This window comes from Ruegeria pomeroyi DSS-3, from assembly GCF_000011965.2.
Taxonomy (GTDB): Bacteria; Pseudomonadota; Alphaproteobacteria; order Rhodobacterales; family Rhodobacteraceae; genus Ruegeria_B; species Ruegeria_B pomeroyi.
In genome coordinates this window covers 1,753,161-1,779,351 of record NC_003911.12, presented here as the reverse complement: position 1 = coordinate 1,779,351, position 26,191 = coordinate 1,753,161, and the positions used below count along the sequence as shown (strand labels likewise).

Annotated in this window: 22 protein-coding genes and 2 pseudogenes; 10 read left to right on the top strand and 14 right to left on the bottom strand. The window is 62.1% G+C overall.

What is annotated here, in order from left to right; genetic code table 11:
* Window positions 1-45: 45 nt before the first annotated feature.
* From bamA to pyrH, 9 genes are all read right to left on the bottom strand, one after another.
* Window positions 46-2,409 carry an outer membrane protein assembly factor BamA gene (gene bamA, locus SPO_RS08480; protein WP_011047405.1) on the bottom strand — a complete coding sequence of 788 codons (2,364 nt, stop codon included), beginning with the start codon at window positions 2,407-2,409 and terminating at the stop codon, window positions 46-48.
* 129 nt (window positions 2,410-2,538) lie between these two features.
* The gene (locus SPO_RS23415) at window positions 2,539-2,664 is read right to left on the bottom strand and encodes a hypothetical protein (protein WP_011047404.1); all 126 of its coding nucleotides are present in this window, start codon (window positions 2,662-2,664) and stop codon (window positions 2,539-2,541) included.
* A gap of 99 nt (window positions 2,665-2,763) precedes the next feature.
* A complete protein-coding gene (rseP, locus tag SPO_RS08475; protein ID WP_011047403.1) occupies window positions 2,764-4,134 on the bottom strand; it encodes an RIP metalloprotease RseP in 1,371 nt (456 codons plus the stop codon).
* A gap of 4 nt (window positions 4,135-4,138) precedes the next feature.
* Window positions 4,139-5,311: a 1-deoxy-D-xylulose-5-phosphate reductoisomerase gene (gene dxr / locus SPO_RS08470; protein WP_044029180.1), complete on the bottom strand. Its 1,173-nt coding sequence runs from the start codon at window positions 5,309-5,311 to the stop codon at window positions 4,139-4,141.
* Window positions 5,312-5,325: 14 nt separating this feature from the next.
* Complete coding sequence (locus SPO_RS08465; protein ID WP_011047401.1) at window positions 5,326-6,108, bottom strand: phosphatidate cytidylyltransferase; 783 nt, start codon at window positions 6,106-6,108, stop codon at window positions 5,326-5,328.
* Window positions 6,105-6,836 (bottom strand): isoprenyl transferase, encoded by a 732-nt coding sequence (locus tag SPO_RS08460; protein ID WP_011047400.1) that lies wholly within the window; start codon window positions 6,834-6,836, stop codon window positions 6,105-6,107. The genes SPO_RS08465 and SPO_RS08460 overlap by 4 nt, the downstream gene beginning before the upstream one ends.
* Before the next feature lie 10 nt (window positions 6,837-6,846).
* Window positions 6,847-7,410, bottom strand: coding sequence for a ribosome recycling factor (gene frr, locus SPO_RS08455; RefSeq protein WP_011047399.1), 564 nt, complete (start codon window positions 7,408-7,410; stop codon window positions 6,847-6,849).
* 171 nt (window positions 7,411-7,581) lie between these two features.
* Window positions 7,582-8,244 carry a hypothetical protein gene (locus SPO_RS08450; RefSeq protein WP_044028133.1) on the bottom strand — a complete coding sequence of 221 codons (663 nt, stop codon included), beginning with the start codon at window positions 8,242-8,244 and terminating at the stop codon, window positions 7,582-7,584.
* A gap of 95 nt (window positions 8,245-8,339) precedes the next feature.
* Window positions 8,340-9,095 (bottom strand): UMP kinase, encoded by a 756-nt coding sequence (gene pyrH / locus SPO_RS08445; RefSeq protein ID WP_011047397.1) that lies wholly within the window; start codon window positions 9,093-9,095, stop codon window positions 8,340-8,342.
* Between the two features lie 116 nt (window positions 9,096-9,211).
* Here pyrH and miaA point away from each other — a divergent pair, with 116 nt between their 5' ends.
* The 7 genes and pseudogenes from miaA (at window position 9,212) to SPO_RS08410 (ending at window position 19,310) form a co-directional block, all read left to right on the top strand.
* Window positions 9,212-10,087 carry a tRNA (adenosine(37)-N6)-dimethylallyltransferase MiaA gene (gene miaA, locus SPO_RS08440; protein ID WP_011047396.1) on the top strand — a complete coding sequence of 292 codons (876 nt, stop codon included), beginning with the start codon at window positions 9,212-9,214 and terminating at the stop codon, window positions 10,085-10,087.
* A 41-nt stretch (window positions 10,088-10,128) separates the two neighbouring features.
* Window positions 10,129-10,935, top strand: a complete 807-nt coding sequence (locus tag SPO_RS08435; protein ID WP_011047395.1) for a helix-turn-helix transcriptional regulator — start codon at window positions 10,129-10,131, stop codon at window positions 10,933-10,935.
* Between the two features lie 228 nt (window positions 10,936-11,163).
* Window positions 11,164-12,831 (top strand): ABC transporter substrate-binding protein, encoded by a 1,668-nt coding sequence (locus tag SPO_RS08430; protein ID WP_044028132.1) that lies wholly within the window; start codon window positions 11,164-11,166, stop codon window positions 12,829-12,831.
* Window positions 12,832-12,974: 143 nt separating this feature from the next.
* Window positions 12,975-14,021, top strand: a complete 1,047-nt coding sequence (locus SPO_RS08425) for an ABC transporter permease (protein ID WP_011047393.1) — start codon at window positions 12,975-12,977, stop codon at window positions 14,019-14,021.
* 14 nt (window positions 14,022-14,035) lie between these two features.
* Window positions 14,036-15,238, top strand: coding sequence for an ABC transporter permease (locus SPO_RS08420; protein WP_011047392.1), 1,203 nt, complete (start codon window positions 14,036-14,038; stop codon window positions 15,236-15,238).
* A gap of 133 nt (window positions 15,239-15,371) precedes the next feature.
* Window positions 15,372-17,459, top strand: coding sequence for a dipeptide ABC transporter ATP-binding protein (locus tag SPO_RS08415; RefSeq protein ID WP_044028130.1), 2,088 nt, complete (start codon window positions 15,372-15,374; stop codon window positions 17,457-17,459).
* Window positions 17,460-18,329: 870 nt separating this feature from the next.
* Window positions 18,330-19,310, top strand: a pseudogene (locus SPO_RS08410) (IS5 family transposase).
* A gap of 123 nt (window positions 19,311-19,433) precedes the next feature.
* On the opposite strand, the gene SPO_RS22840 reads toward SPO_RS08410, so the two are convergent.
* Window positions 19,434-19,841, bottom strand: coding sequence for a hypothetical protein (locus tag SPO_RS22840; RefSeq protein WP_144083981.1), 408 nt, complete (start codon window positions 19,839-19,841; stop codon window positions 19,434-19,436).
* 183 nt (window positions 19,842-20,024) lie between these two features.
* On the opposite strand from SPO_RS22840, the pseudogene SPO_RS22475 reads away from it, so the two are divergent.
* The 3 genes and pseudogenes from SPO_RS22475 to SPO_RS08395 all read left to right on the top strand — a co-directional run bounded on the left by SPO_RS22475 (window position 20,025) and on the right by SPO_RS08395 (window position 22,418).
* A pseudogene (locus tag SPO_RS22475) lies at window positions 20,025-20,812 on the top strand (IS5 family transposase).
* 787 nt (window positions 20,813-21,599) lie between these two features.
* A complete protein-coding gene (locus SPO_RS23490; RefSeq protein WP_084790959.1) occupies window positions 21,600-21,821 on the top strand; it encodes a recombinase family protein in 222 nt (73 codons plus the stop codon).
* A gap of 24 nt (window positions 21,822-21,845) precedes the next feature.
* Window positions 21,846-22,418: a hypothetical protein gene (locus SPO_RS08395; RefSeq protein WP_044028126.1), complete on the top strand. Its 573-nt coding sequence runs from the start codon at window positions 21,846-21,848 to the stop codon at window positions 22,416-22,418.
* A gap of 4 nt (window positions 22,419-22,422) precedes the next feature.
* Here SPO_RS08395 and SPO_RS23485 read toward each other — a convergent pair whose 3' ends face one another.
* The 4 genes from SPO_RS23485 to SPO_RS08380 form a co-directional block, all read right to left on the bottom strand.
* Window positions 22,423-22,995, bottom strand: coding sequence for a hypothetical protein (locus SPO_RS23485; protein WP_011047389.1), 573 nt, complete (start codon window positions 22,993-22,995; stop codon window positions 22,423-22,425).
* Between the two features lie 33 nt (window positions 22,996-23,028).
* Window positions 23,029-23,385 carry an FAD-dependent oxidoreductase gene (locus tag SPO_RS08390; protein ID WP_011047388.1) on the bottom strand — a complete coding sequence of 119 codons (357 nt, stop codon included), beginning with the start codon at window positions 23,383-23,385 and terminating at the stop codon, window positions 23,029-23,031.
* 252 nt (window positions 23,386-23,637) lie between these two features.
* Window positions 23,638-24,999: an FAD-dependent oxidoreductase gene (locus tag SPO_RS08385; protein ID WP_011047386.1), complete on the bottom strand. Its 1,362-nt coding sequence runs from the start codon at window positions 24,997-24,999 to the stop codon at window positions 23,638-23,640.
* Between the two features lie 7 nt (window positions 25,000-25,006).
* Window positions 25,007-26,110, bottom strand: a complete 1,104-nt coding sequence (locus SPO_RS08380) for a glycine cleavage T C-terminal barrel domain-containing protein (RefSeq protein ID WP_011047385.1) — start codon at window positions 26,108-26,110, stop codon at window positions 25,007-25,009.
* Window positions 26,111-26,191: the final 81 nt, after the last annotated feature.

Genomic DNA, 26,191 nt, shown 5'->3' with positions numbered 1-26,191 from the left:
AGGCCCCGCACTGTCCGCCCTGAGCACCAAGGCCGCATGACGAGATCAGAACCGCGCCTGAATGGTCAGGTCGAAGGACTGTTCCTTGTCAAAGGTCTCTTTCTTGAGCGCTTTGGAGAAGTTGAAGCGCAGCGGGCCAAAGGCGGTGGTCCACAGCAGCGAGAAGCCGATCACATGGCGGAACGAGCCGTCGGCGCCGACAATGGTGCCGCCCGCGGTGTTCACATCGCTCACGTCCCAGACATTGCCGACATCGTAGAACAGGCCGCCACGCAGGCCCAGTTCCTCGGGCAGGCCCAGCGGGAACTCGGCCTCGAACCGGGCCACCGCGTAATAGTTGCCGCCGATCGCGTCATCGACACCGTTTGACTGGTCGCGCGGGCCGACACCGGCGGGTTCAAACCCGCGGAAGGTGTTCGGACCGATCACGAAACGGTCGATCGCCCGGCTGAAGCCCGAGCCCTGCCAGGTGAACGCACCCACGTCGAGCGAGGCCCGCAGGGTGATCTCTTCGTGCCAGACGCGGGTCTGGGCGATGGCCTTGGCAGAGGTCTTGAAGTACTCGTTGTCGCCACCCAGACCAGCGGCATCGACGCCGACCTCGAACAACACGCCCGCATTGGGGTTCAGGCCACCGATCCGGCTGTCATAGGTATAGGTCAACCCCAGCGCGCTGGAGGATTTCTTGCCCTGCGCGATTTCACTGGCGATCACCGCGCCACTGACCGTGGTCGCGGTCCGCTGCACCATCTCGCTGGCCTCCCAGCGATAGCGCAGTTGCAAGGTTGACAGCTCGCCCAGGCGGAAGGTGATCCCCGGCGCAAAGAAGGCCCGCTCGGTATCATAGCTGGCAAAGCTGGAATTGGTGTTCGCCACGCCGAGGTCGATGTCAAAGCGCAGATCGCGGCCCAGCAACTGCGGCTCGGTGAACGAGAGCACATACTGCTCGGCATCCTGCGCGGTCGACAGGGTCAGGCCCAGCCGCTGGCCGCGACCCAGCCAGTTGTCCTCGGTCAGGCCGATGGCCACGCCGAAACCGTCCGAAACCGAATAGCTGCCGCCGAAGCTGAGCGAGCCGGTCGGCTTCTCCTCGACATCCACGTCAACGATGACCTGTGCCGGGGTCGAGCCTTCGCGGGTCTCGACATTGGCATCGCCAAAGAAGCCCAGTGCGCGGATACGTTCGGCGCTTTCCCGGATTTCGCGCGGGTTGAACGGATCACCCTCGACGGTGCGGAACTGGCGGCGGATCACTTGGTCCAGCGTGGTGGTGTTGCCCTCGATGTCGATGCGTTCGACAAAGATGCGCGGCCCCTTGACCAGCGCGAATTCGATATCCAGCGTCAGATCGCGGTCATTGCGGGTGATGCGCGGTTCGACCCGCAGGAAATCGACCCCGTTCTTGAGACCCAGCCGCTCCATCCGGGCGATCGAGTTCTCGACCAGGCTGGGCGAATAGACCACGCCCGGCTTGATCTTCAGCACATCCTGATAGGCCGGCGCCTCGACACCGGGAATTTCGCTGACCGTGGTGATCTTGCCAAACGAGAATTGCTGCCCCTCGGTCACATCCATGACCAGGAAGAAGGCGTCGCGCTCGCGGGTGAATTCGACATTGGCGCTGTTGACGCGGAAATCCACATGGCCCCGCGACAGATAGAAATCGCGCAGCACCTGTTTGTCGAATTCGATCCGATCGGCGATGAACGTGTCCGAACGGATGAAGGTCCGCAGGAACCCGGCCTGCTTGGTCTCCAGTATCCGGCGCAGACGCCGGTCCGAAAAGACGCGGTTGCCGACAAAGCTCACGCGCTCGATCTCGATGGTGTCGCCTTCGGAGATTTCAAAGACCAGATCGACGCGGTTGTCGCTGCGACGGATGATGCGGGGCACCACGGTGGCGGCGACCCGGCCCTGGGTCGAATAGATCTCGGCGATGGTGGCGGCGTCGCGCTCGGCCTGCTCGGGGGTGAAGACCCGGCGCGATTGCGAACCGATGGCACCTTCGAGCGTCTCGTCCTTGACCCGGCGGTTACCCTCGAAGTTGATCCGGTTGATGGTCGGATGCTCGACCACCTTGACCACCAGCGTATTGCCACGCGGAATCAGCTCGACTGTTTCGAAAACACCACTGTCAAGCAAACGCTGATAGGCATCGTTGAGCGCGCCCGCCGAGATCGTCTTGCCCCGTTCGATTCCCATCCGGGAGATGATGGTCGAGGTTTCGATCCGCTGGTTGCCGTCGACCTGGACCGTATTGAACCGGTAATCCTGCGCCTGCGCATCCTGCGGCAGGGCGGCAAAGGTCATTGCCGTGGCAAGGAAAATTGCCGAGACGGAATTCAACAACATATGGCGGCTCGAAACGCCGACGCCGCAGTATGTACCTGCGCCTCTCCCGTTATGCATCTTGTTATCAACCCAGTTTTCAGCAGACTTTCGTCTGTCAGTACCGGGATTGGCCGGGGTTGTCAAAAGCCCAAAACGAAAGACGCGGCCATGAAGGCCGCGTCTCGTACACACTCGGGAGGATATGGGTCAGAGACTGCCCAGAAACGCCCCCAGAAACAGCGCCGCCGCGATTGCGCCGACAAACAGGATACGATCCCAGTTCAGCTGCATCACGAGGCCAAGACCACGATACGAATGTTGCAAGACATGCATCTTTCACGCTCCTGCGAATTTCCCACGTCCCACTCAGGTTAGTGCCCGAATGTGGCGAGACTTGGGCGCATTCACGCTTTGTTGAGATTTGCGGCCCGCTTAGCAGAACAGATCGTTGCTGAGCGAGAACAGCATCAGCGACAGGATCAGCGTGATCCCCAGCGCCATCAGCACCCGCAGCACATTGTCGCTGGGCGGTTTGCCGGCCACTGCCTCGTAGGCGTAGAACACCAGATGCCCGCCATCCAGCGCCGGAATCGGGAACAGGTTCAACAGGCCCACCGCCGTCGACAGCACCGCGATGAAAGCGATGAAGCTTTGCGCGCCCTGGCTGGCCACCGCACCCGAGGCCTGGGCAATGCCCACCGGTCCCGAGATGTTGCAGGTGGAAATCTGGCCCGCGATCATGTGCCAGAGGCCCGAGAGCGAGGAGGACACGATATCGCCGGTGCGGCTGACCCCGGTGGCCAGCGCCGCCAGCGGGCCCGGCGTTTCGGTCGCCGGCTCGAAGGCCTGGCCACTGGCCACGCCGATGCGCCAGTTGGTCTCGTAACCGCCTTCGGGCTTGGGGCTGTCGGTGCGGCGCGGCACCAGCAGCAGCTGCAGCATCTCGCCCTCGCGCCAGACGTCCAGCACCAGCGGCTTGCCGTCCGACCCCTCGACCATGTCCTTGAGCTGGCGGAAGGCGGCGATCTCTTCGCCGTCGATGGCGCGGATCACGTCGCCGGGTTGCAGCCCGGCATCCTGCGCCGCGCTGCGCGGTACCACCGCCCCGACCAGCGCCGGATAGAGTTGCGGGCCGCTCACGGTCACCTCGGAGCCGTCACGCATCACCGAATAGTCAAGCTGCGGCGCCAGCGGCAGCGCGCTTTCGAAACTGCGCCAGGCGGCGCCTTCCTCGGCATCGCTGGCAAACTCGGATCCCGGCAGCGGCACGCCGCCCACCGACAGGATGGTGTCGCCGGGGCGCAGGCCGGTCTCGATCCCGGGGAGGTGGTGGATCTCGGCCACGGTCAGCGGCTCGATCGGCGCACCGCGCGTCATGAAGATGGCCGCGAACACCAGGATCGACATCACGAAATTGAACAGCGGCCCCGCCGCCACGGTCGCCGCCCGCGCCCAAAGCGGCGCGCCATGCATGGTGCGGCGCAGGTCGTCCGGGTTGCGGCGATAGATCTCGGCCATGCTGTCGCCATCCTTGCCCGAGGCCGCATTGGCATCACCCAGAAACTTGACGTAACCGCCAAAGGGCAGCAGCGCGATCTGCCAGCGGGTGCCGCGCCGGTCCACCCGGCTCCACAGCACCGGGCCGAACCCGATCGAGAACACCTCGGCATGGATGCCGGACCAGCGCCCGACGATGTAATGGCCGTATTCATGCACCGCGACGATGACCGACAGGGCCACCACGAAGGCCGCGATGGTGTACAGAAGGTTGCCGAATTGCGGTATCAGTCCAATAACGTCCAAAATCTTACCCTGCTCGTTTTGCCATCGCTGCGTCCACCCTTTGCCGGGCGAGATGGTCTGTTTGCGTCACAGTATCAAGTGTCATTGGGGCATCAATGAGGCCCGGATCGGCCTCAAACCGGTCCAGAACAGCCTCGACCAGCCCCGCCATGTCGAGAAATCCGATGCGCCCGGCGATGAAGTGGTCGAGCGCGCGCTCCTTGGCGGCATTGAACACGGCCCCCGACAGCCCGCCCCGCGCCATCACCCAGCGTGCCAGCCGCAGGGCCGGATAGCGGGCATCGTCGGGGGCGCGGAAGTTGAGCTGCCCCAGCGCCGCAAGATCAAGCCGCGCCACCGGCAGATCGCGCCGCTCGGGCCAATGCAGCGCATAGCCGATCGCATGGCGCATATCGGGCGCGCCCAGATGCGCCATCAGCGCGCCATCGCGAAAGCCAACCAGTGCATGCACCATGGATTCAGGATGCACGATGACCTCGATTCGATCCGGATCAATCCCGAAAAACTCCCTCGTTTCAATGACCTCCAGCGCCTTGTTGAACATGGACGCGCTGTCGATGGTGATGCGCTGGCCCATGTCCCAGTTGGGATGCTGCGCCGCCTGCTCTGCGGTGGCGCTGGCCAGCCGCTCCAGCGGCCAGTCGCGGAATGCCCCGCCGGATGCGGTAATGACGATCCGCTCAACCGCCTCCATATCCTCGCCCACGAGCGCCTGGAACACCGCCGAATGCTCGCTGTCCACCGGCAGCAGACGGGCGCCATGGCGGCGCGCGGTCTCCAGTACCAAGGCCCCCGCGCAAACCAGCGTTTCCTTGTTGGCCAGCGCCAGCGTGGCGCCCTGTTTCAGCGCCGCCAGACCGGGCGCCAGCCCCGCCGCGCCGACAATGGCCGACATCACCCAATCCGCCGGGCGCGCCCCCGCCTCGACCAGGGCCGCCGGACCCGCCGCCGCCTCGACCCCGCTGCCCGCCAAGGCGGCGCGCAGGTCGTGCAGACGCTCGGGAAAGGCCGTCACCGCCACATCGGCGCGCAGCCGCCGTGCATCCGCGGCCAGCTGCGCGATATTGGCGCCGCCACTCAGCGCCACCACATCGTAAGCGTCGGGATCGCGGGCGATCAGGTCGATGGTGTTCTGCCCGATCGATCCGGTGGCCCCGAAGATCGAGACCTTGCGCAAAGCTGTCGCGCCCATCACAGGCCTCCGAAGGCGCGCAGCAGCCCGGCCAGCAGCACAAAGACCGCCGCCCCCATCATCCCGTCAAACCGGTCGAGAAAGCCGCCATGGCCCGGGATCAGATTGGAACTGTCCTTGACCCCCATCTTTCGCTTCAGCGCGCTTTCGGCGATATCGCCCGCCTGGCTGGCCATCGAGGCCAGCACCGACAGGATCAGCAGGCTGGCGCCAAGCCCGGCTTGCAGGGCGAACCCGGCGCCCACCAGCGCGGCGGCGATCCAACCGCCCGCAGTGCCCGACCATGTCTTTTTCGGGCTGACGCGCGGCCAGAACTTCGGCCCGCCGATCAGCTTGCCCACGAAATAGCCCGCCACATCGGTGGCCACAACCACCAGCACCAGCCACAGCATCCAGTCGAGGCCCATGACCTCGCGTATCCAGATAAAGCCAAGCCCGGCAAAGGCGATCCAAAGCGCGAAGATCGCGTATATCCCCTTGTGCCGGTCCACCTGCCCCGCACCCACCAGCGCTGGCGCCATCAGCACCGGCAGCCGGTAAAGCGGCGGCAGATGATAGGCCAGCAGCACCGCAAAGCCGGTCAGCAGCGCCATCTGCACAGCCGCCCCGCGCCGTTCGGGCGCGATCATCCGCATCAGTTCCCACACCATCAGGCCGGTCACGATGGCGATGAAGCTTTCGAACCACAAACCGCCCAGCCACAGCTCGACCCCGGCGACCGCGGCCAGCACCACGGCCGAGCCCAGACGGGCTGTCAGGTCGGACCAGCGCCCCCCGCTCATACAGTGACCGCGCCGAACCTGCGGTCGCGGCTCCCATAGCTCTGACACAGCCGGGCCAGTTCCTCGGCAGTGAAATCGGGCCACAGCGTGTCGATGAATTCGTATTCGGAATAGGCCGACTGCCACAGCAGGAAGTTCGAGATTCGCGCCTCGCCGCTGGTGCGGATCACCAGATCGGGATCGGGCAGCACCCGCGTGTCGAGGTAGCGCGGCAGCGTCTCCTCGTCCACGTCCTCGGGTTTCAGCCGGCCTTCGGCCACATCGCGGGCCAGGCGGCGGGTGGCACGGGCCACCTCGTCGCGGCCACCATAGTTGAGCGCGATGGTCAGCTGCACGCCATCGTTCTCGCGGGTCTGTTCCTCGAGCGTGTCCATCAACGCGATCAGCTTGGCATCCAGCCGCACCCGGTCGCCGATGAAGCGCACGCGAACGCCACGCGCATGCAGCGCCCGGGTTTCCTTGGCGATATAACGACGGAACAGGCTCATCAGCCCGGCCACCTCGACCTGGGTCCGTTTCCAGTTCTCGGTCGAAAAGGCGAATATGGTCAGGTATTTGATGCCCAGCTGGGGGCAGGCCTCGACCACCTCGCGCACGCGGCGGGCACCGGCATGGTGCCCGAACAGGCGCGGACGCCCCCGTGCCTGGGCCCAACGGCCATTGCCATCCATGATGATGGCGACGTGGCGCGGGCCAGAGCCGGGCGCGGAGACGGGGTCCTTGGCCATCTGTTCCGGCTCAGACCTGCATGATTTCGGCTTGCTTGGTCTCAAGCGCGGCATCGACCACCTTGATCATCTTGTCAGTCAGTTCCTGCACCTCGGCCTCCCAGAACTTCTGGTCGTCCTCCGAGATGCCATCGGCCTTGGCCTTCTTGATCTGGTCCATGCCGTCGCGGCGCACGTTGCGGATGGCGACGCGGGCATGTTCGGCATATTGACCGGCGACCTTGGTCAGCTCGCGGCGGCGCTCTTCGTTCAGTTCGGGGATCGGCAGCATGATGATGGTGCCGTTGAGCTGCGGGTTGATGCCCAGCCCGCTTTCGCGGATCGCCTTCTCGACCTTGCCCACCATCGACTTGTCCCAGACATTGATGGTGACCATGCGCGGCTCGGGCACGTTGACGGTGCCGATCTGGTTGATCGGGGTCATCTGGCCATAGGCCTCGACCTGGATCGGCTCGAGCATCGAGCCCGAGGCGCGACCGGTGCGCAGCGAGGCGAATTCGGTCTTGAGGTTGGCCATCGCGCCATCCATGCGGCGCTTGAGATCGTCGGTGTCGAGTTCGAAATCGTCAGACATGCTGCTCTCTCCTCTGCTTGAGGTCCTGTTTCTTGGGTCTTAAGCCATCCCGATTGGGTTGTATAGCAGGTTACGCCCCCGGATTTGAGCCCGAACCCGTCCCCCTGGACCCGGATTATCGGGGATGGAAAGGACGGGCGCAAACCGGTTTCGCCCGTCCGCCAGCCCGGCCTAGTCCGGTCTGTGCCTGGCCGCGACCTGCCTGCGCTGCCGGAACGGAGCCTTGGGATTGAGGTAAAGCCCATACACGCCCGGCGCAATGGTAACCACCAGAACAAAAAGGAAAATGGCAAAGGCAACGGGCAGCATGTTCTGCATCTGCGTAAAGGTCGAGAACCCCCAATAGATACAGATCAGGCGGCAGGGCAGAAAGGTGAGCGCATAGGGCACCGCCACGGTTGCCCCCATCAAGCCCGCCAGCCAGCCAAGGACATAGCGCTTGCTTCTGGGCGGATTCGCGCGCGGCCAGAACTGACCGCTCGAGACATAGCGCCCCTGGCGCATGGTCTCGGCCAGACTGTCCAGCGTCTCGCATTCCATCCGCACGTCATGTTCGGCAAGCAACCGATCCGCCCGCGCAAAAAAGGGCGCCAGCAAACGCCAGCCGTTCATCATTTGCTCACCGATCCTTTGACGATAGACCGGCATCGTGTTCAGGATCGCCGGCAGCGGCACGTTCAGCGCCTGACAGCACCGCTCGTAGATATCGTGAAAATCCTCTTCGTATTCCAGCGGCAGATCGGAAAACCGCGTGTCGCCGGTCAGGTCTGCGGGGTCGATATCCATGACCTCGCCGACAATCCGGCGCACGCTCAGAAATACGTCGTCTTGCAAAACACACGCTCCACCATCGCAATGGCAGCACAACTACAGGCAGATCGTGTCAAGTTTTTGGCCGCCAGAGGTCTTTCTGGTATCAGGCAGGACCGTCAGCCCTGCACCTTGGTATAGGTGCCCTCGCCCGCCAGAATGCCGCGGAAACCACCGGCGGTATCCAGCGAGAAGACGATCAGCGGCAGGTTGTTGTCGCGCGCCAGCGCGATGGCCGAGGCATCCATCACCTTGAGCCGCTTGGCCAGCACCTCGTCATAGCTGATCTCGTCATAGCGCACCGCGTCGTCATGCAGCGCCGGGTCCTTGTCATAGACCCCGTCAACACCGTTCTTGCCCATGAAGATCGCCTCGCAGGCCATTTCATTGGCGCGCAGGGTGGCGGCGGTGTCGGTGGTGAAATAGGGGTTGCCGGTGCCGGCGGCAAAGATGCAGACCCGTTTCTTCTCCAGGTGGCGCACGGCGCGGCGGCGGATATAGGGTTCGGCCACCTCGTCCATCCGGATCGCCGAGATCACCCGGGTAAACACGCCCAGACCTTCGAGCGCGGCCTGCATCCCCAGCGCGTTCATCACCGTGGCGAGCATGCCCATGTAGTCTGCGGTGGTGCGTTCCATCCCCTGGGCGGCGCCGCTGAGGCCGCGAAAGATGTTGCCGCCCCCGATCACCATGCAGATCTCGACCCCCATGTCATGCACGGTTTTGATCTCATGGGCGATCCGTTTGACGGTGGGCGGATGCAGGCCGAATCCCTGATCCCCCATCAGCGCCTCGCCCGAGATCTTCAGCATCACGCGTTTATACCTGGTTTGCGAGGGATCGGACGGGGTTTCGGGGGATGTGGACGAGGTCATGTTGCGCTCCGCTTTGGCACCGGTCTATTTTCCGGCGCAAAATGGAGGAAAACCCCGATGGGTTCAATGCGGCATGGCCCCTGTCGGGCAAATGAGATGAACAGGGGCGCGCGGTCATGGCTGTAGGCGCCGCCTTGCCCCCGATCCCCGAGGGTGCGCCGGTGCTGATCGCGGGTCCGACCGCCTCGGGCAAATCGGCGCTGGCGCTGGAAATCGCCGAGCGGTTCGGCGGCGTCATCGTCAATGCCGACGCCAGCCAGGTCTATGACTGCTGGCGCGCGATCAGCGCGCGCCCCTCGCCCGAGGAGGAGGCGCGCGCGCCGCATCTTCTGTACGGCCATCTGCCCTATGATGCGCCCTATTCCGCCGGGCACTGGCTGCGCGAGGTGACACCGCTGCTGGACGGGACCGCGCGGCCGATCATCGTGGGCGGCACCGGGCTTTACTTCACCGCGCTGACCGAGGGCATGGCCGATATCCCCGCCACCCCGCCCGATGTCCGGGCCGAGGCGGACACCCTGCCGCTCGACAGGTTGCTGGCCGGGATCGACCCGGCCACTGCCGCCGGGCTGGATCGAAATAACCGCGCCCGGGTGCAGCGCGCCTGGGAGGTCGAGCGCGCCACCGGGCGGGCATTGCATCTGTGGCAGGCGGACACCCCACCGCCGCCGTTGCCGCTGGCGCGCACGGTGCCGCTGGTGCTTGAGGTGGACAAGCTGTGGCTGTGGGATCGCATCGCGCGCCGCTTCGACCAGATGCTGGATCAGGGCGCGCTGGACGAGGTGGCCGCTATGGCAGCGCGATACGACCCGGCCCTGCCCGCCTTCAAGGCGATCGGCGTGCCCGAGCTGATGGCGCATCTGCGCGGCGAGATCACGCTGGACGCGGCCCGCGAGCGCGCCAGCATCGCCACCCGCCAATATGCCAAGCGGCAACGCAGCTGGTTCCGCGCCCGCATGGGCGATTGGCATCGCCTGCCCGTAGGCGGCTGAGCGGTTGGCATTGACCACAAGCGCTGGCAGGATCGCATGTCATGGCCCATGACCCCGCCGAGATAGCAGAAATCCGCCTGTCGACCCTGGCGCAGCTGATGCCGCTGGGGCGCTGGCAGGTGCAGCTGGCCCATGACAGGGGCCACCACCTGCTGCTGTGGATCACCCGCGGTCAGGGCACCGGGCTGCTGGATGGAGGACGGATCGGGTTCGGCACCCATAACGCGCTGTTCGTGCCGGCGCGCCATCTGATGGCGCTGGACCCCGGGCGCGGCTGTCTGGGGCAGGCGCTGCTGATCCCGGCATCCAGCGCGATCCCGCTGCCCACGCGCCCCCTGCTTTTGCGCATCCGTGCGGCCGCGGATCAGGGCGAGCTGACCGGCCTGCTCGACGCGCTCTCGCGCGAGCAGAGCGGCACCCGGGCGCTGAGCGCAACCGCGATGGAAAGTTGGGCACAGCTGGCGGCGGTCTGGCTGCGCCGACAAAGCGATCACGACGATCTGCCCCGCCCAGGCGAGCGCGCCCGCGACCTGTCGCGCCGCTATGGCGCGCGGCTGGTTCAGGCCTTTGACAGTGGCGCCACCGTGGCCGAGCATGCCGCCGCGATCGACGTCTCACCCGCCCATCTGACCCGTCTGTGCAAGACCGCCACCGGGCTGGGCGCATCCGAGTTGCTGCACAACAGGCTGGAGCACGCCGCGCGCGGGCTGATCTGCACCAGCCCGGCAGGCCTCGGCGATATCGCGCGACATCTGGGATTCGCCAGCTCAGCGGTCTTTGGCCGCTTTATTCGCCGCCGCACCGGACTCACCCCGGGAGCGCTGCGCCGCAGCGTCCAGCCCAAATAGACACTTCTGTCCATTTTCAATGAACATATGAAGGTTTTCGACATGGCGATGTCGCTTTTTGACTGAGTTGTGACGAAAGCAATCATTGACGCAGGCCGGAATCTGTTGCGGAATGGGTGCATGGGGACGCCAGAATTCCATCGGACGGGACCAGGCCTGCAGCGGCGCACCGGGCGCAGCACGGTCCGCGGACCGACCGCTAACCGAAAGAGTCACAGGGAGACTTTCATGACCACATACGAAACTCGCCAGCAGCCGGTACACTGGGCTGCCGAAATGCATGCGCAGGAATTCCGCGACGGCAAGCTGAGCCGCCGTGAATTCCTGACCCGCGCCACTGGCCTGGGCGTCAGCGCGGCTGCCGCCTATGGGCTGATCGGGCTGACCGCACCGACCCCGGCCGCAGCCTCCGAGGCCAAGCAGGGCGGCACCCTGCGCGTTCAGATGAACGTGCGCGAACTCAAGGATCCGCGCACCTATGACTGGTCCGAACTGGGCAACGAGACCCGCGGCACCATGGAATATCTGGTCGAGTACAACTCGGACGGGACCTTCCGCGGCATCCTGCTGGAAAGCTGGGAGATCAACGACGACGCCACCGTCTACACCCTGAATGTCCGCAAGGGCGTCAAGTGGAACAACGGCGATGATTTCACCGCCGAGGACGTGGCGCGCAACATTGCCCGCTGGTGCGACAAGAGCTCGGAAACCAACTCGATGGCGGGCCGTTTCGCCAGCCTGATCGATGCCGATTCCGGTCAGGCGATCGACGGCGCCATCGAAGTGGTCGACAGCCACACCGTGCGCCTGAACCTGCCCAATTCGGACATCTCGCTGATCGCGGGCATGTCGGACTATCCGGCGGCCATCGTGCACAGCTCGTTCAGCGAAAGCGATCTGACCAACAATGTGGGCACCGGCCCCTATGTGATCGAACTGCTGGAAGTGGGCGTGAAATGCGTACTGGTGCGCAACGAGAACCACACCTGGTGGGGCGAAGCGGTGTTCGGCCGTCCGGCGCTGGATCGGATCGAGTATATCGACTATGGCACCGACCCGTCGGCCTGGCTGTCGGCGCTGGAATCCGACGAAGTCGACATGCTGCACGAATCCGTCGGTGAATTCATCGACGTGATGGATGGCCTAGGCTATGCCAAGTCCGAAGTGGTGACCATGAGCACCGTGGTGGTGCGGCCCAACCAGCTGGCCGAGGTCGACGGCAAGAAACCCTATGCCGACAAGCGCGTGCGTCAGGCCATCTCGCTTGCCGTGGACAACGCCATCTGTCTGGAACTGGGCTATGGAGGGCGCGGCGCGCCGGCCGAAAACCACCATGTCGGCCCGAGCCACCCGGAATATGCCGAGCTGCCCGCGCGCAAGCACGATCCTGCAGCGGCAAAGGCCCTGATGGAAGAAGCCGGGATGATGGATTTCGAACACGAGATCCATTCGATCGACGACGACTGGCGCCGCAACACCACCGATGCGGTGGCCGCGCAGTTGCGCGACGCTGGCTTCAAGGTCAAGCGTACGGTTCTGCCCGGCTCGACCTTCTGGAACGACTGGACCAAGTACCCGTTCAGCTCGACCAACTGGAACCACCGTCCGCTGGGCGTGCAGATCTGGGCGCTGGCCTATCGCTCGGGCGAGGCCTGGAACGAGTTCGGCTGGGCCAACCCCGAGTTCGACGCCATCCTGTCCGAGGCACTGGCGCTGGCCGATGCCGACAAGCGGCGTGAAGTGGTGGCCCGGGGCCAGGCCCTGATCCAGGAGGAGGGCGTGACCATCCAGCCCTATTGGCGCGCGCTCTACCGCCACATGAAAGAGGGTCTGGTGGGCACCGACATGCACATCGCCTTTGAACACCACCACTACAAGTGGGGCTGGGCGGCCTGATCGGCCACCACCCGATATCGACCGGAGCGCGCCTTTGGGCGCGCTCCTCCAGCCGCAGCATTGCCCCGCGCCCCGTGCCGGGGTGAAGACGCCGACACCAAGGGCGCGAGAGCTGCGGACCAGCCTGACCAACAGGGGCTAACATGGGACTTTTCATTCTCCGGCGGTTCGGGGTGATGCTGCTGACGGCATTGTGCCTGACCTTCATCGTCTTCTTCCTGACCAACCTGTACCCCAACCTGGAAAAACTGGCGAAAACCCAGGGCAACCAGCGGATGAGCGACGAGCAGGTGCAGACCTGGCTCGACAATCGCGGTTACAGCGACCCGCTGCTCACCAAATATGGCCGCTGGCTGGGTGTGATGCCGGGCTTTACCAACACCCTCAATGACGGCCAGTTCGTCGGAACCTGCGTGCGCCCCGGGCTGACCCCGGAAGAGACGCCCCGGTTCTGCGGTATCGTTCAGGGCGATTGGGGCTATTCCACCCGGTTCAAGGCCGATGTGGACGAGATCATCTGGAAACGGCTGGGCAACACGCTGTATCTGATGATGTGGGTGATGATCCTGATGGTGCCCTCGGCCCTGATCGTGGGCGTGCTGGCGGGCATGCGCGAGGGCTCGCGCACCGACCGGTCACTGTCGACCTTCTCGATCCTCAGCACGGCAACGCCGGAATATGTCTCGGGCGTGATCTTCATCGCGGTCTTCACCTCGTCGACGGTGGGGCTGAAATGGTTCAAGGGCACCGCAACCCAGGCGATGGAGCAGCCGACATTCGAGAACTTCTTCCTGCCGGTGCTGACCATCGCGCTCTATGGCATGGGTTATATCGCGCGGATGACCCGCGCCTCGATGACCGAGGTGATGACGGCGCAATATATCCGCACCGCGCGGCTCAAGGGCGTGTCCTTCCCCAATATCGTGCTCAAGCACGCGCTGAGAAACGCCCTGATCGCACCGTTCACGGTGATCATGCTGCAATTCCCCTGGCTGCTCAACGGTGTCGTCATCGTCGAGAGCCTGTTCAACTACAAGGGCTTCGGCTGGGTTCTGGTCGAGGCGGCGGGCAATAACGACATCCAGCTCTTGCTGGCGGTATCGGTGGTTTCGGTCTTCGTGGTTCTGATCACGCAGCTGATCTCGGATATCGGCTATGTCTATCTCAACCCGCGCATCCGCATTTCGTAAGGGAGGAACGGGACATGGAACCTCTCGGTACATTCGAAATCATCATCCGCGTGCTCTATCAGCTGTCTTCGGTCTGGATCGCGCTGCTCTTGCTCTTTGCCCTGTCGATCGCGTTCAAGCGGCGGCTGGGTCTTTATGGCAAGCTGTTTGACAGCCCGATCGGCATGATCGGCTTTGCGCTGGTGATGTTCTGGGTCTTTGTCGGCATCTTTGGCGCCATGGACATGATCATCACCCATGACCCGCTGAGCCAGGTCTCGGGCATGAAGAACAAGGTGCCCGGCACGCCGCTGGCGGGCGCCGCGGAAGGCGACTATGCCTGGTATCTGCTGGGTGGCGACAACCTGGCGCGCGACGTGTTCAGTCGGGTGATCAAAGGCGCCTGGATCGTGGTGCAGATCGCGCCGCTGGCAACGCTGTTCGCCTTCATGGTCGGCATCACGCTGGGCCTGCCGGCGGGATACTATGGCGGGCGGCTGGACACGTTCCTGTCCTTCCTCGCCAACCTGATCCTGGCCTTTCCGGTCATCCTGCTGTTCTACCTGCTGGTCACGCCCGAGATCGTGGCGACCGGCCTGCCCACCATGATGGCCATTGTGCTGTTCATGTTCCCGATCGTCTTTCTGTGCGTGCTGCTCAACTCGCGCTACCGCACCCAGCCCGCGTTCCGCACGCCGCTGCTGATCGGAGTGCTGGGCTTTGCCCTGTGGCTCTATCTGGCGCTGATTTCAGAGAACGGCTATCTGGTGCGCAGCATTCCCGGCCTGCCCTCGGTGCTGGACCCGTTCGACATTCCGGGCGGCATCCTGGTGGTCTTTGTCTCGGTGGTCTTCGTCAACTCGCCCACGGTGTTCCGTATCGTGCGGGGTCTGGCGATGGACATCAAGACGCGCGACTATGTGGCCGCCGCCCAGACCCGCGGCGAAGGCCCGTGGTACATCATGCTGTGGGAGATCCTGCCCAATGCGCGCGGGCCGTTGATCGTCGATTTCTGTCTGCGCATCGGCTATACCACCATCCTTCTGGGCACGCTGGGCTTCTTTGGCCTGGGCCTGCCGCCGGAAAGCCCGGACTGGGGCAGCACGATCAACGAGGGGCGCAAGCTGTTGTCGATCTACCTGCACCCGGCCCTGCCGCCGGCGCTGGCGCTGCTCTCGCTGGTTCTGGGTCTGAACCTGCTGGCGGACGGTCTGCGCGAGGAAAGCCTGAAGGACTGACGTGATCAAAGCCGGGGGGCCAGCCCCGTCGCCATCTGGGCTCGAACCAGTGGCGCCGCAGATAGCGACCCCCCGGGATATTTGGAGCAAGAGGAAGAAGGCTTTCTTTGCGCTCCGACAGGGAGACAAGAACATGAGCAAGATGGCGGAATATGACGGGCCGATCCTGGAGATCGACAAGCTGTCGATTTCCTTTTTCACCCGGCTGCGGGAGATCCCCGCGGTGATGGATTTCTCGGTCACCGTTCAGCCCGGCGAGGCGGTGGGGCTGGTCGGGGAATCCGGCTGCGGCAAGTCCACCGTGGCGCTGGGGGTGATGCAGGACCTGGGCAAGAACGGCCGCATCGTGGGCGGCACCATCAAGTTCAAGGGTCGCGACCTGGCGCAGATGAGCGCCGAGGAGCTGCGCGACATTCGCGGCAACGAGATCGCGATGATCTATCAGGAGCCGATGGCCAGCCTCAACCCGGCGATGAAGATCGGCAGGCAGCTGATGGAAGTGCCGATGATCCACGAAGGCGTGTCTGCCGACGAGGCGCGCAAACGCGCGCTGGAAGTGGTGAGCGACGTGCGCCTGCCCGACCCCGAGCGGATGCTCAACAGCTATCCCCACCAGCTGTCGGGCGGCCAGCAGCAGCGCATCGTCATCGCCATGGCGCTGATGTCGAAACCGGCGCTGCTGATCCTGGACGAGCCCACCACCGCGCTCGATGTGACGGTCGAGGCCGCCGTGGTCGAGCTGGTCAAGGACCTGGGCAAGAAATACGGCACCTCGATGCTGTTCATCAGCCACAACCTGGGCCTGGTGCTGGAGACCTGCGACCGGCTTTGCGTGATGTATTCCGGCGAGGCGGTCGAGCGCGGCTCGATCAAGGATGTGTTCGACGAGATGCAGCACCCCTATACCCAGGCGCTGTTCCGCTCGATCCCGCTGCCGGGCGCCGACAAGAACAGCCGCCCGCTGGTGGCCATTCCCGGCAACTTTCCCCTGCCGCACGAGCGCCCGCCCGGCTGCAACTTCGGGCCGCGCTGCGACTATTTCGAGGCCGGGCGCTGCGATGCGCAGGACATCCTGATGGAGGCGGTGCCGGGCAATGACCGCCACCACACCCGCTGCCTGAAGTTCCGCGAGATCGACTGGAACGCGCCGATCATGCTCGCGGCGCAAAAGGAAAAGGGCGAGATCGGCGAGGTGGTCCTGAAGATGGACAACCTCAAGAAATACTACGAGGTCTCGGCCAACGCCCTGTTCGGCGGCGGCGAGAAGAAGGTGGTCAAGGCCAACGAGACCCTGTCATTCGAGGCGCGCGAATCCGAGACGCTGGCCATCGTCGGCGAGTCGGGCTGCGGCAAGTCCACATTCGCCAAGGTGCTGATGGGGCTGGAAACCGCCACCGACGGCCATATCCTGCTGGACAACCGCAGCATCGAGCAGATCCCGATCGAGGAGCGCGACACCAAGACCGTCTCGGATGTGCAGATGGTGTTCCAGAACCCGTTCGACACGCTCAACCCGTCGATGACCGTGGGCCGCCAGATCATCCGCGCGCTGGAAATCTTCGGCATCGGCAAGACCGATGGCGAGCGCCAGCAGCGGATGCTGGAACTGCTCGACCTGGTGAAACTGCCGCGCGCCTTTGCCGAGCGGATGCCGCGACAGCTGTCGGGCGGCCAGAAACAGCGCGTCGGCATCGCCCGCGCCTTTGCCGGCGGCGCCCGCATCGTGGTGGCGGACGAGCCGGTCTCGGCGCTGGACGTGTCGGTGCAGGCGGCGGTGACCGACCTGCTGATGGAGATCCAGCGCGAGCAGAAGACGACGCTGCTGTTCATCAGCCATGACCTGTCGATCGTGCGCTATCTCAGCGACCGGGTGATGGTGATGTACCTGGGCCATGTGGTCGAGTTGGGCACCACCGACCAGGTGTTCAGCCCGCCCTACCACCCCTATACCGAGGCGCTGCTGAGCGCGGTGCCGATCGCCGACACCTCGGTGATCAAGGAACATATCGTGCTCGAAGGCGACATCCCCTCGGCGATGAACCCGCCGCCGGGCTGCCCGTTCCAGACCCGCTGCCGCTGGAAATCCGAAGTGCCCGGCGGCCTGTGCGACAAGGACGTGCCACCGGTGCGCCAGCTGGGCGACGGCCATCAGGTGAAATGCCACCTGAGCGACGAGGTGCTGGCCAGAATGGGCCCCGTCATCAAAATCGCCGCAGAGTGACGGCCTGATCCCAACGGGCGGGGGCACCCTGCCCGCTCATGAATTGGGGCAATGCGGTTCTGCCCCGTCCCCATTCGGATCATGACCCTGCTGCCTGTCGGGCAAACCCGTCCTGTATGCAAGATGGTCGGAAAAGAGGTGACCTGACGGGTTGGGCACACGTTGCCCAAGACGGTGCTTGCGCCAGCCTTTGGAGATCAGAGAGGCAAGAACGGTCGTTTTTTTCACCCCCCTACGCCACCACGACGCATCAACCCCCTTCAGTACACGCTTTCTGCTGCGTGCTTGGACGGCAGGCTCGACATGGATTTGATCACGGCGCAGGGCTGCGTTGATGTGGTCAAAGGTTGGCGTGACACAAAGGCCAAGGCGCTTGCAGATGCCGCCAAAGGTGACGGCATTCCCTTTTGATCTGTTTGGGCTTTGAAATTCCCCTGCTTCCCGCCGCCGCTTTCGCCTGAGCGTCATACGGCTGTGCAGGGTTCTGGCGTCAAAAGGAGCAGCGCAGCGCCTTTTTATGCCACGGTTCTGCATCACCGATTGTAAGCGTCGAAAGAGGCAAGGACAGGAGGAGTAATCCCCCTGCTTGCTGTTGGGCTGAGCTGAATCAGTGCAGCTTACGTAACTTGACCCGTGCCGGTTTGCGTTTGCGGGCTTCCATCGCTTTGCGCTGCTTGCGGTTGAGCTTGGTAGCCACGTTTGGCAAGTCAGGGTGATCTGCAAACGCAGGCGGGATATTTGACGCAGGCTTTGAGGCTTGTAGCATCAGACCCGCTTGGCTGTTTGTGACTCTTGGATCGATACGGCGTTGTTGCAGAACTCTGCCACTGTAGGATTCACATCGCGAAACCATGTGGTTAGACGGTCTGCATGAGCAAGCCATCACCCGGCCGCTACCGCACGACCAACTGGTCGAGTTACACTGCCACGCTCAGAAATCGCGGGTCGCTGTTGATCTGGTTGGACAAGGACATGACCTGGTTCGCGCCGCATGAGGGACGACCGGGGCGACCGCCGGTCTTTTCGAACGCGGCGATCCAGTTCTGCATGTCGATCAAGGTGCTGTTCAAGCTGCCGCTCCGGCAGACGACTGGGATGGTGGCCAGCTTGCTCAAGATGGCGGGTCTGGATTGGGAGGTGCCTGACTACACGACGCTTTGCCGACGGCAAAAGACGTTGGCCGTCCAAATCCCGTATCGGCGCGCCGATGGGCCGCTCAACTTGCTCGTAGACAGCACCGGGATCAAGCTCCTCGGTGACGGTGAATGGCAGGCCCGCAAGCACGGTGTTCAGGGCCGCCGTCAATCACTGCCCGGCAGTTGATTGCAAAGCAATCAATGAGAGGGGCGCAAGGTCCATCTGGCGATGGATACCGCTACCTCCGACATCCGGGCGGTGGAGTTTACTCCCAGCCGAGACGGCGACAGCCCGGTCCTGCCAGACCTGCTGGAGCAAATCCCCGGGGGCGAAAATATCGGCACCGTGACGGCCGATGGTGCCTACGACACAAGACGTTGTCATACAGCGATCCTCGCGCGCGAGGCGGTCCCGATCATCCCGATCCGCAAGAATGGTCGGTCGTGGAGGGAAGACTGCCCAGCCGCGATTGCCAGAAACGAAACTCTGCGGGCTACCCGGTACTATGGCCGAGCCTTCTGGAAGCGATGGACAGGATACCACGTCCGCAGCCGCATCGAAGCGAAGATACGCTGCCTCAAGGCCTTCGGCGAACGCATCGCTGCCCGCGACCCCGAGCGCCAGACCGCCGAAATCCACGTCCGCATCGCACTCATGAACCGCTTCAACGCACTCGGCACCGCCGAGATCGTCCGCGTGGCAGGACCTCAGTAGGGTAAGGGGCGGCCACGCCTCAGGCGTGAGTTCTACAACAATGCCGTTCGGAGGGCGAAGCGAATGTCGCTTGGCAAGTTCGGTGAATCAATAGCAAAATCAATTGCTTCACCGATCAAATCGTCAAGGGGCTCCATCGTTATTTCCTTTCTTCAGGAACTGAAGCGTTAACGCTATGAGCGCTGTGGCGGCTGTCGCAACTAGGAAAGATTGAAAAAACTCAACTCTTATAGGCTCTAGTCGCGAAAAAGTATGGCCGACAATCGCTCCTATTACGCAAATCACAGAAGAGACGATCAGGGATCGTAGAAAATTTCCAGTATTGATAAAAAGCATCCCACAAGCAATCATAACAACAAATAGAAAAATCTCTAAGTTGTTGCAAATGCTTAGCAAGAGGAAATGGTTTTCCGATTCTTTTGGAAGTGCTCCGCCACTTGAAATAGCTTCATTTAAGAAATTACGATTTTGATCAAAAGTCACTTCATATCTGATGCGATCAAACATTAAAACCGCTAGTGCCGATGCCACCAGAACCGTTGCTTTTTTAACATCCTTAGTGTACCGAAATCCTGCTCACGAGTTTCTCAAACATCATAAACAAACGGTCGTTTTTGTCACGCTCAATCTCCGCACGAGTGATCAAGATGTTAGGTCATGTTGACAAAAGGGATTCACCCGGACGCCTTACCGTGATTCAAGCTGGTATCTGCTATGGAGACCAGCTTGCCTCGACACCTTATGAGCGACGATGAATGGTCGCTATTTCAACACTTCATTCTTGCGTTCCGCGCCCTGAATGGCCGCAAGCCAAACAATCACCGCCTTGTTCTGGACGGTATTTTCCGGATCGCGCGAACCGGTTCACCTTGGCGCGACCTGCCAGAAGAGTTCGGCAAATAGCCAAGCGTTTACAGGCAGTTTCGGCGTTGGACATTGGCGGGTCTGTGGGAAGACATTCTTGAAGCGTCGAACCAAAGCGGGGCGGTGCCAGACGCTCTGCCAATGATCGACAGCACAGTGATCCGCGCGCATCATCAGGCCGCCGGCGCAAAAGGGGGACTCCGCGACAGGGTTTTGGCCGTTCAAGAGGTGGGTTTACGACCAAGATCCACCTCCGCGTCAGCGCGCACGGGCCGCCAATGAGAACAAACATCACGCCTGGGCAAACATCCGATTATCTGGGGTTTGATCTGGTGATGGATGACAACTTGCCCGAACCGCGTGTGCTGTTGGCAGATCGGGGCTATGACGCTGATCGCATTCGAAAAAGTATGAGTGAGCGGGATATTTTGACCCAAATACCGATGCGCAAAGCCCGAAAGATGCGCGTCGGTGTGGATCATGGGCTTTACCGCCTCCGCAACATGGTCGAGCGCTGCTTCAACAAGCTCAAAAACGCCCGCCGTGTCGCCACCCGCTACGACAAAACTGCCGAAAGCTACCTCGGGTTCATCGACATAGCGTCAATCCGGCTCTGCGTGCGCCATTTGTCGACATGACCTAGGTCCTGAATTCTCAAATCACGCCATTCAGGTGCAGACTGTTGTAAAAGCGCGAGTTGAATATCTTCCAGTGTAAATTCGCTATATGGAACTGCTGTGCCAGTCACAGTATATTCGTGCCAATCATTGGCTGTATCATCCATTTGGAAAAATGGCGAATTTGGTATTGCTACTGACGTACCATTTTCAGAGAATGAAACAACTACGGACCCATCTGACTGGAATTCATAAGGCGGCATTCTCAACCCCTATTTATTATCCATCGGAACAGTGTGTGTGACGTGTAAACTATTACGGATACAACAAAAAATGAAATCGAAAGGCTTATCGCGCCGCTTGATGTCAGGCTTCCGCCTATGAAGATATCTCTCCCTCCAATTCTTTGAGTGAGAGATGTGGTTTGACCCATAACTGTAAAAATTATTGCCGGAAGTAATGTAAAAACCAATGAAAAGACTATCGCTTTCAACGGCTTTGACTGGAACCCGCAGGAAGCAAAGTTGGCCACCATAAATAGCGTCAAAACTAAAAAAGATGTAAAAATAGCAAAGAACCAATTTATTCCAGAAACAACACACAGAATAAAAAAAGCAAAGAAAAGAAGCGCTCTGAAAGCCAAGCTCGTTATCCTGTTTATCAAATTTGGTTGATTCAAGTACTCTCTAAAGCACAAACGGTCTTTTTTGTCACGCTCAATCTTCGCACGAGTGATCAAGCTGCTAGCCGTTTCAAGAAACCGTGACAAAACGTTTGGGGTTTTGGAAGGTTTTTGTCATCATGGGGCATGATCATCGGATATGCTCGCGTTTCAACCACAGACCAAAATCTTGACGCTCAGACCGACGCGCCGGCGGCGGCGGGGGCAGAGCGCCTATTCTCGGCGCAGAGAAACACAACCAGAACGGATTGTCGAGGGTTGGATAAGATGTTTGATAGGCACTGCATTTTTTTCTCAAGTTTGACGCGCTGTGCCAACGCTATCGGGATTTCAGCTTTGATTTCATGACGGAAGGAGCCCGGCGGTGATGCAATGCCGTTCGCGGTGTCGCTTTCGTTCAGGTATCCGAAAGAAAACAACGATCAAAAGTCGTATCTAGGTCATGTTGACAAAAGGGATTCACTCACGGAATATCAGATCAATTTCGTCAGCCAAAGCGAACTCTCAACAAATAGATTGGAACGAATATTTATGAGGTTGAGCTTTTCTTACATTACAGCCTTTGCGGTTATTTTACTCGCATTTGCTTTTTTGTATTTCCCCATAGAGTTTATCGACACAGGTATCGGCCAAGGAATATTCTTCTTTCTGACTAACTTAGCGGCTACGTTGGCATCATTGTACTGGGAGAACGGTATAAGGTATGATTGTTCCAACGTGCACTTCCTAGGTTATCAATCCTCATTTTCTCAAGTAATACCGATCGTCATCGATGGGGCAAGCCAGAACCTCTCGATGAGGATCGATGGCGGTTCCGTCGCTTACGCTGACACATCTGATAGAATTACGAGCGTATATCAGGCTTATATCGATAAAGCTGCAACAATGAACTCAAGTATTGTTGAAACGTGTGGATTCGATGCCTTTGCAGCGGCCAACTCTTAAACGGTCACTTGGGACCGTCAACACACGCACAGCCCGAGCGTGCCTTGTCTTTTTCCTGGACAGGATGTGGTGCTCTTTCTGTACTCGCAAGAAAGTGCCGCCTATGCCGGATCTGGGTCCCGGATTGTCCGTCGTCAGGGGTTTTGGGACAGATGGCCGCCGAAGCTCGGAGAGGGGCTGATCCATCCGGTTGTTTTGATCGCGCAGGCGACTTGCGGTGCAGCAAGCGTCGTGTTTCGAGTGCCATTCGTTTGACCCTTTCTCGTTTTTTCAGAATGGTTTGCCCATGCCCAAAGTAGACGTTTGCGGGCGCTAGGTTTTGCGGGCTCTCGTGACAGCGACGATGGTTATGGTGATCGTCGAATGCATCGATCTGCTGTCTGAGATCACCCGGCAGGTAGCAAGTACCCAGCAGGATGCGATATAGCATCTGGAGACGTCGGGTTTCACGCCCACCAACGGCCGGGACAAGCCCCCACCTCTGCGCGGCCCGGAAGCCGGGCACATCCTCGACCAGAAAGCGCGCCACCTGGTGGCAGCGGCGGCGGCGCTCCTGCGTGGCACGGGCGACGGCCATCGGGCCGGTGCCCGGGTGGAAGCCATGCGTCAGCTAGAGCTTGTACAAATCGGAGGGCAACCTCCCTTGGTAATGCCGTGTGTGGCGGAAACAGGGGTCACCCCTGGTAAAGACGGCCTGCGGATCGGCACCGACCATGTGAAAGGTCCGGCTGACTGCCATCATGTTGCCCCGCTCGTCTCCCAAGGTATAGGGCACGCCAATGCGCGCGGACAGATCGCCTTTGCCGGAACAGTCGATCACCACGCGCGGAAGAAACCGCAGCTGCCCCAGTCTGCCTTGCGCCGACACAACGCCGATCCGGATGCCAGCCCTTGCGGGAGGGCCGGAGATTGCATCGAGATGCAGGATGACACCCGCCTGATCCAGCCTGTCGAACATCACCAGCATCGCGGCCTCATGGTCGTGCGAACCTCGGGGGCGAAGGTTTCCAGCGCGCAGGGACGAACCTCAGCCGCGGTGGGCACCGTGGCTGACAGCCTGCCCCTTGGTCCGGCACAGATGCCGCCGATCCTGGGTCCGGCCTCGATCAGCCGAAAGCGAAGCCCCGACCGCGCCGCCGTGAGTGCCGCCACGAACCCGGCGGCCCGTTACCCAGCACCAGCAGATCGGTTTCGAATTCGCGGATCGGCTCTGTCATGGTCAGGCGATCCTCACGCCCTGGCGGAGCAGTTCGGCCTGAACCCCTGCCATGTCCACCTGCGCCACATCGCAGCCCGTCTTTACTGCGAGCGCCGCAGCCACGCCCGCGCCCTGCCCCGCCACGGCGCAGCAGGCCATGTTGCGGGTTGCCGCATGGGCGATCCGGTCGCCGCCGATGGCGCGGCCCGCCACCAGCAGGCCCTTGACCTTGCCCGGCAGCACCGCCCGGTAGGGGATCTGCATGTAGCGACCGGTGGTCGGGATGATCAGCACACCATAGCCGTCAATGAACTCGGGGTAGATACCGATGCTGTCGTCAAACCGTCCCTGCTGGCGCACGTCGGTTTCCGTCATGTCATAGGCGGCACGGATCTTGCGGGTGTCGCGGATGCCGATGGTCATGCCAAAGTTGCGCAGCCGCACGCCGCCGCAGCCCGGCATGAAGCGGCGCAGCGCCTCGATGGCCAGCATGGCCTGGCGGCGGCCTTCGATTTCGCCCTGCGTCAGACTGTCGGGATCGGTGCCGTCCACCCCCGCCAGATGCACGAGGTTCATGTAGGTCAGTTCACCCGTGTCATGCATCGCGCCCCATGTACCGGCGATGGTGTTCAGATGCGGCGGGATCACGCCCTCTTCGATGGCCTTGGCAAAGGGTTTCTTGAGGAAGGGCGAGAACATGTCGTCCTCTTTCCCGTCGGTTTCCACCGTCCATTCGCCGGTGGACCAGTCCTTGTAGGTCTGCGGGTCGCGGCGCACCTCGGCCATGAAGGCTGCCTTGTCCACACCGGCCAGGTGGAACATAACGCTGGCGGCCTGCATGTGTTCGGCGGGTGTCTTGAGGGTTGGTGCACCGGCCCGGTGCGCCACATCGGCGTCACCCGTCGCGTCGATCACGACACGGGCCAGGATCGCCTCGCGCCCCGCCTTGGATTCGACAATGATCCCGGCGACGCGGTCGCCCTCCATCACCGGGGCCACGAACTGGCGGTGCAGCATGCCGTGGACGCCCGCTTCCTCAACCAGCCGGTCAGCGACGAGCTTGAAGCCCTCGCTGTCGATCTCGTAGCTGAGCGACTGGCTTTCGGGCACGGCGGCGCCCATCTCGCGCGCGCGGTCCTCGAATTCGCGGCCGATGCCGCCTGCCTCGACAGTGGCCTCGTGGCGATACCAGGCAAAGCCCTCGACCCCGACAACGGTAATATTGCCGCCGAAACAGCCAAAGCGTTCCACCAGGCAGACATCGACCCCGGCCCGCGCCGCCGCCAGCGCCGCAGCAAGCCCCCCGGGGCCGGATCCGACCACAAGCACGTCCGTATTATGGATGACCGGCGTCTGCCGGGCGGGTTCCGTGATGACAGTCATGTTGCCCTCAGAGGAATGGTAGGTCGCACAGGGTTCCTTCGACGGCTCCGGCCGCGCGCCTTACGACGACCCGGTCACCGGGTCTTGCCGAGGTCGCCACAAGCGCGAAGCCGATGTTTTTGTTCATGCGGTAGGACCAGACACAGGTGGTCATGTCGCCAATGCGCATACCGTCCATGTCGATGTCGTTCCAGGTGAACTCCGCCTTGACCGGTTCCGAATTGTCCAGGACGACACCCAGCTGATGCCGTTTCGGTCCCTCGGCGGCGATGCGGCGCAGGGCCTCGATCCCGATGGTGTCGTCAGGCAGATCAAGATCGACATATTTGCCCATCCGAACCTCGAACGGATTGGTCTGCCCATCCGAGTCGCCACCATAAGAGACCAACCCGCTTTCGACACGTTCGCACCAGTTGGGGTTGCCGGGCCCGATACCCTGCGGCTGCCCGGCCTCCTTGACGATGTTCCAGAGTGCGGTGCCTTTGGTGCCATCCATCAGGTAGATCTCAAATCCTCCCTGCTTGGACCAGCCCGACCTGGCCACCGCCACGGGGATTCCGTCGATCTCTGTCTCGCGGAACCAGAAGTATTTCAGGTCGCGCACCCAATCGCCAAAGATCGAGGCGACAACGGTTTCCGCCTTTGGTCCCTGTACCGCCAGGGGCGACACGTCCGGCTCGCTCACCTCGACCTTCAGACCGCGCTCGCGCGCGATGGCTTCGGCCCAGAACCAGATGTTGCTGTCGGCGATGGACAGCCAATAGCGGTCCTCGTCCAGCTTCAGCAGGATCGGATCGTTGATCAGCACGCCGTTATGATTGCAAAGCGGAACATATTTGCCCTGCCCGATCTTGCATTTCGAAAGATCTCGCGGCGCCAGAATCTGCGCCAGCCGCCCGGCATCCGGCCCCATTAGCTGCACCTGACGTTCCACCGCCACGTCCCACATCGAGACGCCGTTGATGATGCGCCAATACTCCTCTTCCGGATGCCCGTAAGAGGTAGGCATCAGCATTTGATTGTAGGTCGTCATGGCGCAGACGCCGTCGGCCAGCGTGGCCTCGTAAAAGGGCGACGGGCGCAGGCGCGTGGATGGCGAGATCGAGAACATGAGTGCACCGGCAGTTGAGGTGGAGACACGGAAAAGGCCGCCGGTCCGGTCGGACCGGCGGCCAAACGTCAGTCAGCGGTC

What these genes read in the sequence shown, in the direction of transcription:
- bamA (WP_011047405.1), bottom strand. Translation starts at nt 2,409, where the DNA reads ATGCATAACGGGAGAGGCGCAGGTACATACTGCGGCGTCGGCGTTTCG.
- SPO_RS23415 (WP_011047404.1), bottom strand. Translation starts at nt 2,664, where the DNA reads ATGCATGTCTTGCAACATTCGTATCGTGGTCTTGGCCTCGTGATGCAG.
- SPO_RS08465 (WP_011047401.1), bottom strand. Translation starts at nt 6,108, where the DNA reads ATGAGCGGGGGGCGCTGGTCCGACCTGACAGCCCGTCTGGGCTCGGCC.
- SPO_RS08460 (WP_011047400.1), bottom strand. Translation starts at nt 6,836, where the DNA reads ATGGCCAAGGACCCCGTCTCCGCGCCCGGCTCTGGCCCGCGCCACGTC.
- frr (WP_011047399.1), bottom strand. Translation starts at nt 7,410, where the DNA reads ATGTCTGACGATTTCGAACTCGACACCGACGATCTCAAGCGCCGCATG.
- pyrH (WP_011047397.1), bottom strand. Translation starts at nt 9,095, where the DNA reads ATGACCTCGTCCACATCCCCCGAAACCCCGTCCGATCCCTCGCAAACC.
- miaA (WP_011047396.1), top strand. Translation starts at nt 9,212, where the DNA reads ATGGCTGTAGGCGCCGCCTTGCCCCCGATCCCCGAGGGTGCGCCGGTG.
- SPO_RS08435 (WP_011047395.1), top strand. Translation starts at nt 10,129, where the DNA reads ATGGCCCATGACCCCGCCGAGATAGCAGAAATCCGCCTGTCGACCCTG.
- SPO_RS08430 (WP_044028132.1), top strand. Translation starts at nt 11,164, where the DNA reads ATGACCACATACGAAACTCGCCAGCAGCCGGTACACTGGGCTGCCGAA.
- SPO_RS08425 (WP_011047393.1), top strand. Translation starts at nt 12,975, where the DNA reads ATGGGACTTTTCATTCTCCGGCGGTTCGGGGTGATGCTGCTGACGGCA.
- SPO_RS08420 (WP_011047392.1), top strand. Translation starts at nt 14,036, where the DNA reads ATGGAACCTCTCGGTACATTCGAAATCATCATCCGCGTGCTCTATCAG.
- SPO_RS08415 (WP_044028130.1), top strand. Translation starts at nt 15,372, where the DNA reads ATGAGCAAGATGGCGGAATATGACGGGCCGATCCTGGAGATCGACAAG.
- SPO_RS23490 (WP_084790959.1), top strand. Translation starts at nt 21,600, where the DNA reads ATGATCATCGGATATGCTCGCGTTTCAACCACAGACCAAAATCTTGAC.
- SPO_RS08395 (WP_044028126.1), top strand. Translation starts at nt 21,846, where the DNA reads ATGCCGTTCGCGGTGTCGCTTTCGTTCAGGTATCCGAAAGAAAACAAC.
- SPO_RS23485 (WP_011047389.1), bottom strand. Translation starts at nt 22,995, where the DNA reads ATGGCCGTCGCCCGTGCCACGCAGGAGCGCCGCCGCCGCTGCCACCAG.
- SPO_RS08390 (WP_011047388.1), bottom strand. Translation starts at nt 23,385, where the DNA reads ATGCTGGTGATGTTCGACAGGCTGGATCAGGCGGGTGTCATCCTGCAT.
- SPO_RS08385 (WP_011047386.1), bottom strand. Translation starts at nt 24,999, where the DNA reads ATGACTGTCATCACGGAACCCGCCCGGCAGACGCCGGTCATCCATAAT.
- SPO_RS08380 (WP_011047385.1), bottom strand. Translation starts at nt 26,110, where the DNA reads ATGTTCTCGATCTCGCCATCCACGCGCCTGCGCCCGTCGCCCTTTTAC.